Genomic DNA, 6925 nt, shown 5'->3' on the forward strand with positions numbered 1-6925 from the left:
CACGACATCGACGTCCGTGAGCGCGTGGCTCCGACGGCGTACTGTGCCTTCGTGGATTTGTTTACCGAATGCTGTCGATGCTCAGGCAGGAGCCGGCATCGTGCGCAATTTTCTCTTGTCGATCTTGCCCACCGGATTGCGTGGTAGTTCTTCCGTGAGATGAATGGCGACCGGGATTTTGACCCGGGCCAGCGAGATGCCGCAATGATCGAGCAAGTTCGAGGCGGTGACCGTGGTCCCCGGCATGGCGACCACGTGCGCGACCGGCACCTCGCCGAGCACCTCGTGCGGTGCGCCGACCACGGCGGCCTCGAGCACGTCCGGGTGGGCGTGCAGGACGTTCTCGATCTCCTTGGGGTAGATGTTCTCCCCGCCGCGGATGATCATGTCCTTGATGCGGTCGACCAGCACCAGGTAGCCGTCCTGGTCGAAGTAGCCGACGTCGCCGGTGTGCAGCCAGCCGTCGACGACGGTCTGCGCGGTCGCCTCAGGGCGGCCCAGGTATCCGCGCATCACGTTCGGGCCCTTGATCACCACCTCGCCGGTCTCGCCAGGATCGGCGATGAAGCCGTTGGGGTCCACGATCGCGACCGTCTGACCGGGCAGCGGCACCCCGACCGTGCCCGGCTTGCGCGGCCCGCCCGGCGGGTTCACGGTCGACGCGCAGGTGCCCTCGGACAGGCCGTAGCCCTCGACGACCGGTACGTCGAAACGAGATTCGAACCGCGCGATGAGCTCGGCGGGCATCGGCGCCGCGCCGCACACGACCCGGCGAAGTGACGAGGTGTCCGGTGTCCGCTCCGGGGATTGGGTCACCAGCATGGCGTAGATCGCGGGCACCGCGGAGAAGTAGGTCGGCCGGACGCGTTCGATCACGTCGAAGAAGGTCGACGCGGAGAAACGCCCGGCGATGGTGGCCCTGCCCCCGGCCAGCAGCGGCGAGAGCACGCTGACCACGATCCCGTTGACGTGGAACAGCGGCAGGATCAGCAGGCTGTGATCGGTCTCGTCCAGGCCGAGCGTCTCGATGAGCATGGCGCACATGGCGGCGATGTTCGAGTGATCGAGCACCACGCCCTTCGGCTGTCCGGTGGTGCCGCTGGTGTAGATGATCAGCGCGGTCGCGTCGTCCTCGGTGACGGCCGCGGGCACCGGCGCGGTGGTCGTCGCGGCGGGGCCCGCCACGTCGGCCACATCCAGCGACTCGAGGCCGCGCCCGCCTTCGGTGATCACGACTTTCGCGGCGCAATCCGAAATCTGGTATTGCAGTTCGTCGAAAGTCGAATCCGGTTTGACCGGGGTGACAGCGGCGCCGAGATGCCAGGCCGCGAAAAGGATGACCACCAATTCCAGCTGATTCGGCAAGACCACCGCGACCACGTCGCCGCGCCCCACTCCGTGTGTGTGCAGAATTGTCGCGGCGGTCTGAACGCGGCGCGCGAAATTCGCGTTGTCGAGTTCTTCGCGATCGTCCGCGAGGCAGGGTCCGGTCGGATTCCAGAGCGCCCGGACGCGGGGTGTCTCGGCTACGTGCTGCACCATTTCCTCACCATCGAATGCGTATGTGACGGGGATTACATTCCCAAGGTAGGGAAATTGCCGGGGCAGGGCTACGGGCCGGTATCCCAGAGTTTCCGCCGCGTGTTGTGCCCGTGGCACAAAGGGAGTGCGCAAGCGCCCGTCCGGACCGCTGACCTGGAGTATCGTCCGGGCCGATGAGCGAATGCAGTGAGAGAACGATGGGCCGACGTGCGACAGCCGTGCCGGAGCCGGGCGGCGGGGCGCGGGCATGAACGACGAGGTCGAGTCGACGGTCCGCGAGGTCGCCGAAGACATCAAAGCCGACCTTCCCCGGCTGCTCACGGACATGACCGCGATGTTCGCCGAGATGATCCCGGAGTTCCGGCACGACGACGAGGTGCGGCGGCTGATGGTGGCCAGCACGGCCTCGAACCTCGCCGGGATCCTCGATCTGCTGACGCTGGGCATCTCGTTCGACGACCTCACCGTGCCGCCCGCCGCCGCCGAGTACGCCCGCCGGTTCGCCCAGCACGGGATGTCGCTGGAGGCTTTGCTGCGCGCCTATCGCCTAGGGGAGCACATGTTCGCGCAGACGGCGATGAGCGTGCTGCGGACACTCGACCCATCGGCCGAACTGGCCCTGGCGACCACCAGCCGGATCGCGTCACTGGTCAACCGTTATATCGACGCAGTCATCGAGGGCATCATCGACATCTACGAGAACGAGCGGCGGCGCTGGGACGCGCGCTCGGACGCGACGCGCGCCGCGCAGGTCCGGGCCGTCCTGGAGGGAGAGCGGCTGGATCTGCCTTCGGCGGAACAGATGCTGGGGACCTCGCTGCGCGGCTGGCATCTGGCCGCGATCATCTGGACGCCGCCCGGTTCCCCGGCCTCCTACGACCTGCTGCGCACCGGTGCGGGCATGCTCGCCACCGCGACCGGCAAGCTTCCGCTGACGATCCTCGTCGACGAACACAACTGCTGGGCCTGGATCTCCTCGACGGGCAGACCCTCACTCGACGTGGCGGTGCTCGAAGCCGAATTGCGCAAGCAACCGTCGCTCCGGATGGCGGTCGGCGATCGCGGGTTCGGGCTCGCCGGGTTCCGGCAGACGTTCCACGACGCCCAGGGCGCGCGCGGCGTGGCGGTAGCCGCCGCCAAAGTCCGCCAGCTGACCCTGTACTCGCGCGTCGCCGTGGCCGGTCTGCTGATGGACCGCCTGCCGGACGTGCGGGCCTGGGCGCACCGGGTGCTCGGCGATCTGATGCGCGACGACGAGTCGACGGCCCGCCTGCGCGAGACCGCCCAGGTGTACCTGGACGCGCGCGGCAGCCTCACCGACGCGGCCGCCCGCATGCACGTCCACAAGAACACCGTGCACTACCGGGTGCGCAAAGCCGAAGAGCTGCTCGGTCATTCGCTCGGCACCAATCGGCTCGACGTCGAGATCGCGCTCATGGTGTGCGCGCAGTTCGGTATCACCGCACCGGCTTCCGGCCGCTCCGACACCGCAGAGTGACCGTCGCGTCACCCGGCGATGCGACGGTTGGCGCCGCGCAGCGGGTTCGCCACGGGCGATTTGATCGCCGGAAGGGTGACCGACATGCGAACCCGCGTGCCCGGTCCGTTGTGGTGGATCTCCAGTTCCTCGGTGAGCGCGCGCATCATGTCGATGCCGCGGCCGCGATGGCCGGGATCGGCGGAGCGCGGCTTCCAGGTGCCGGTGTCGGTGACCTCGATGACCACCCGTTCGGTGTCGCATTCCGCGCTCAACCCGACGTGTTCGGTCGCGGCCGTGCCGTTGCGGTAGGCGTGCTCGATGCTGTTGCTGCATGCCTCGTTCGCCGCGGCGACCAGGTCGGAGGCGAGATCGTGCGGGACGGCCGCGGCCGCGAACCAGGCCTTGAGCCTGCGGCGCATGCCGGAGAGCTCGTCGGCGTCGGCGGGCACGTCCATGCGCAGCGGCGCGGGAGGCTGCCGGTAGACCACCATCGCGACGTCGTCGTCGTAACCCGCGGCCGGACGCAGCCGGGAGAGCACCGCGTCGGCCACCTCGCGCGGCAGTTTGCCCGCGGTGTCGGCGAGCACGGCCGCGATCTTGGCGAAACCGTCGTCGATGTCGACACCGCGCTGTTCGACGAGACCGTCGGTGAACAGCACCAGCGTCGAGCCGGGCGTCAGCGCGGTGGTGGCCTCGGGGCGGCGCGGCATCTCGAAGGTGGCCAGCGGCACCGAACGCCCGCCCTCCAGCAGCCTGCCCGGCGTGCCGACGTCGGCGAGGATCGGCGGCATGTGGCCCGCACTGCTGTAGCGGACCAGCCCGCGCACCGGATCGAGCACCGCGGCGCACACCGTGGTGCACATGGCGCCGGGGATGCGGCTCGCCACCGTGTCGAGCTCGGCGAGCAACTGTGCGGGGCCCGCGCCGCGCAACAGCAAAGCCCTTCCCGCCGTGCGCAATTGGCCCATCACCACGGCCGCGGACAGGCCGCGGCCGACACAGTCGCCGACCACGATGCCGATCGTGCCGTCGCGCAACGGCACCACGTCGTACCAGTCGCCGCCGATCTCCAGCGGCGGCAGCGCCGGTTCGTAGTGCACCGAGAACCGGGGCGGCAGCTCGATAGGGCCGAGCATGGCCCGCTGCAAGGTGAGCGAGGTGGCGCGGGCCTGATCGAAGTTGCGCGCCCGCTGTACCGCCAGGCTGAGGTGCCCGATCAGCAGTGAGAACAGCGTCCAGTCCGCGGCGCTGATCGCGCGCGGCGCGGCGAAGCGCAACCACAGTGCGGCGTCGCCGGTTTCGCCGAGTGGGGCGACGATGCCCTCGGAGCTCTCCGCGCCTTCCGGGATCGCGAACAGGCTGCGCGGCGGCCTGCGCCGGGCGCGCTCGAGCAGGGCGCGCGCGGGTTTGTCGAGCGCGGCGGGGTCGGTCTCGACGCCTGCGGCCGAATCGCCCGGCCGCTCGACAGATCCCGAGACGTACACCTCCGGGTCGGCATTCCGGCTGGGCCACACGGTGACGACCGCGGACTCCGCGCCGACGGTGCGCCGCAATTCGTCCAGGCCCACCGCGAGCACCTCGACCACGCTGGTCGCCGCGCCCACCGCGGTGGCGAGCCGGGAGGCGGCCTGGTCGCGGGCCTGCGCGTCGTGCTCGGCGGTCACGTCGCGGATGGTGCCGACGTAGATCAGCTCGTTGTTCTCCGGCTTGACCAGCGCGCTGGTGCTCACCGCCAGCCACAGCCGACGCCCGTCGCGGTGCCGGATCGGCAGCACGAAACGCAGCGCCTCGGTGCCGAGATCGGGGTAGCGCGGCCCGGCGGGCAGCGACCACGGATGCGGCACCGGGTACGGCACGTCGGCGGGACCGTAGCCGGTGAGCGCGCCGAAGGCGGAGTTCACCTCGACGATGGTGCCGCGCGCGTCGGCCACGAAGAACCCGTCCTGCAACGATTCGACCAGCGCGGTGCGGAAGGCGTCGCGGCCCGCGAGATCGTCTGCGCGCGAACGCTGTTGCTCGTAGCGGCGGGTGCCGTCGAGGTAGCCGCGGGTGGCGATGTCGAGCGCGGCGAGGGTCTGCAACAGGAATTCGAGCGCGGTCTCGGCGATCCGCGGCTCCCGCGCGCCCTCGGTCGCGCGCTCGGCCAGTTCGGCCTCGGTGGCCAGGCGGAAGTGGTTCTCGGTGAGGTCGAGCAGGCTGATGCCCTCGACCAGTGCGCGTCGGCCGAGGTCGTAGCCCTCGGACAGGCTGTCCTGACTGGGCGAGTCCAGATGGCGTCGTAGGGCGTCGGCGTAGGCGTCCAGGAATTCGGCCAGCACAGTGCTCATCGGCGACCGCCCTTTCCGGCTTCGCCTCGCCTGCACCCGGCCGCGTCGTTCATGCCTTCGCCTCGCTCATGAGACCCCGTTCGCGGTCCCGCCGCGGTGCCGGGCGGCCAGCACCAGGGCGTCGTCGGTGTCCTTGGCGTGCCGGGCCAGGATGTCGGCGGTGATCTCGGCGGTGGACCTGGAAAGGTCGATGCCCTCGGCGGACTCGGTGACGATGCCGTCGGTGGTCATCAGCAGCAGATCGCCCGCGCGCACCTGCACGGTCTGCGGTTGCAGGTTCTGCGGTAGCCGATATCCCACGATGCCTCCGGTCAGTAGGACCGCGGCGCGCACGGTGAGTCCGGCGGGGCTCGCGGTGAGCACCCGGGAATCGACATTGCCCACGCCGAGCCAGCAGATGGTGTCCTTGACGTCGAACAGCGCCAGCGACACCGCGGCACCGCGGGTGTCGGCCATGGCTCGATGACACAGCACCATCAGCACATCCAAAGGCTCGGAGCGGTTCTCGGCGAGCACCTGGGCGGCCCGGTCGGCCGCGTCCGCCGCGGCGGCGCCGTGGCCGAGCCCGTCGAGCACCGCGAACAGCACCGCGCCGCCGCCCGCGTCCAGGACGACGCAGCGGTCACCGGAGATGTGCTGCCCCGGTAACGCCCGACCGGCCACCGCCCACTCGATTCGGCCGATGAACCCGTCTTCATGCACCGTTGGGTACCCACTTCCACATTTCCACCAACGTGCCGCGGCCGGGCGCGGAGTCGATCGTGAGCCGATCCATCAACCGTCGCGCGCCGGGCAGTCCCAGCCCGAGTCCGCGGCCCGTCGAATAGCCGTCCTCCAATGCGCGGGGGATGTCGCGAATGCCGGGTCCTTGATCGCTGGCCTGGACCACGAGCGCCTGGCGGCCCTCGCGATCGTCGACCAGCAGGCGAATTTCGCCGGTGCCCGCGTAACTGGTGATGTTGCGGGCGATTTCGGAGATGGCCGTCGAGATCATGGTGCAGTCGGTCAGGGAGAAGCCGAGTTTGGCTGCCAATTCCCGTCCGGCTTGTCGTGCTGTCACGATGTCCGCGGACAGCTTGACCGCGATCACCACGTTCTCAGCGGCCACTGTCACGACCGTCTCGCTGGCGGCGTACGGAAGATTTTCGATCCAGCCATGCCAGTCCTTCTTCGAGGTCGAGGGCGGTGTGCATGTCCTCGAAGGTCAGTCCGAGCTGCACCATGGCGAACGCGACCTCGGGTTGCAGTCCGACGATGACGGTCTCCGCCCCGCGCAACTGGGTCATGTGCGCGATGGTGCGCAGCGATCTTGCGGCGAAGGAGTCCATCACGTCGATCGCCGTCACGTCGACGATGATGCCGTGCGCTCTGTATCTGCTCACCTGCTTCATCAGGTCGTCCTGCAGGCGCTCGGTGTCGGCGTCGGTCAGTGCGGACTGGACCGACGCGATGAGATAGGTGCCTTGCTTGAGAATGGGGACCGGCATCGCGGGCGCTCGATCAGCGTCCGTCGCGTTCGGCCGCTCGATCGGTCACGCGCGTCACCTCGTAGCCGAGTAGGCGTTCGGCCTCTTCT

At 69.4% G+C, this 6925-nt stretch carries 6 protein-coding genes; 1 reads left to right on the top strand and 5 read right to left on the bottom strand.

From position 1 onward, the window contains the following. Positions 1-81: 81 nt before the first annotated feature. Positions 82-1539, bottom strand: a complete 1458-nt coding sequence (locus AC3EO7_RS37175) for a class I adenylate-forming enzyme family protein (protein ID WP_435593793.1) — start codon at positions 1537-1539, stop codon at positions 82-84. 250 nt (positions 1540-1789) lie between these two features. Here AC3EO7_RS37175 and AC3EO7_RS37180 point away from each other — a divergent pair, with 250 nt between their 5' ends. After that, positions 1790-3040: a PucR family transcriptional regulator gene (locus AC3EO7_RS37180; protein WP_435593790.1), complete on the top strand. Its 1251-nt coding sequence runs from the start codon at positions 1790-1792 to the stop codon at positions 3038-3040. Positions 3041-3048: 8 nt separating this feature from the next. Here AC3EO7_RS37180 and AC3EO7_RS37185 read toward each other — a convergent pair whose 3' ends face one another. From AC3EO7_RS37185 to AC3EO7_RS37200, 4 genes are all read right to left on the bottom strand, one after another. Next, positions 3049-5349 (bottom strand): SpoIIE family protein phosphatase, encoded by a 2301-nt coding sequence (locus AC3EO7_RS37185; protein WP_431968732.1) that lies wholly within the window; start codon positions 5347-5349, stop codon positions 3049-3051. 66 nt (positions 5350-5415) lie between these two features. Then, complete coding sequence (locus tag AC3EO7_RS37190) at positions 5416-6051, bottom strand: SpoIIE family protein phosphatase (RefSeq protein WP_431968730.1); 636 nt, start codon at positions 6049-6051, stop codon at positions 5416-5418. Then, positions 6044-6457 carry an ATP-binding protein gene (locus AC3EO7_RS37195; RefSeq protein WP_431969100.1) on the bottom strand — a complete coding sequence of 138 codons (414 nt, stop codon included), beginning with the start codon at positions 6455-6457 and terminating at the stop codon, positions 6044-6046. Before AC3EO7_RS37195 ends, AC3EO7_RS37190 begins: the two co-directional genes overlap by 8 nt. After that, positions 6447-6836, bottom strand: coding sequence for an STAS domain-containing protein (locus AC3EO7_RS37200; RefSeq protein WP_067781095.1), 390 nt, complete (start codon positions 6834-6836; stop codon positions 6447-6449). Before AC3EO7_RS37200 ends, AC3EO7_RS37195 begins: the two co-directional genes overlap by 11 nt. Positions 6837-6925 lie beyond the last annotated feature (89 nt).

It is taken from the genome of Nocardia sp. bgisy118, from assembly GCF_057708605.1.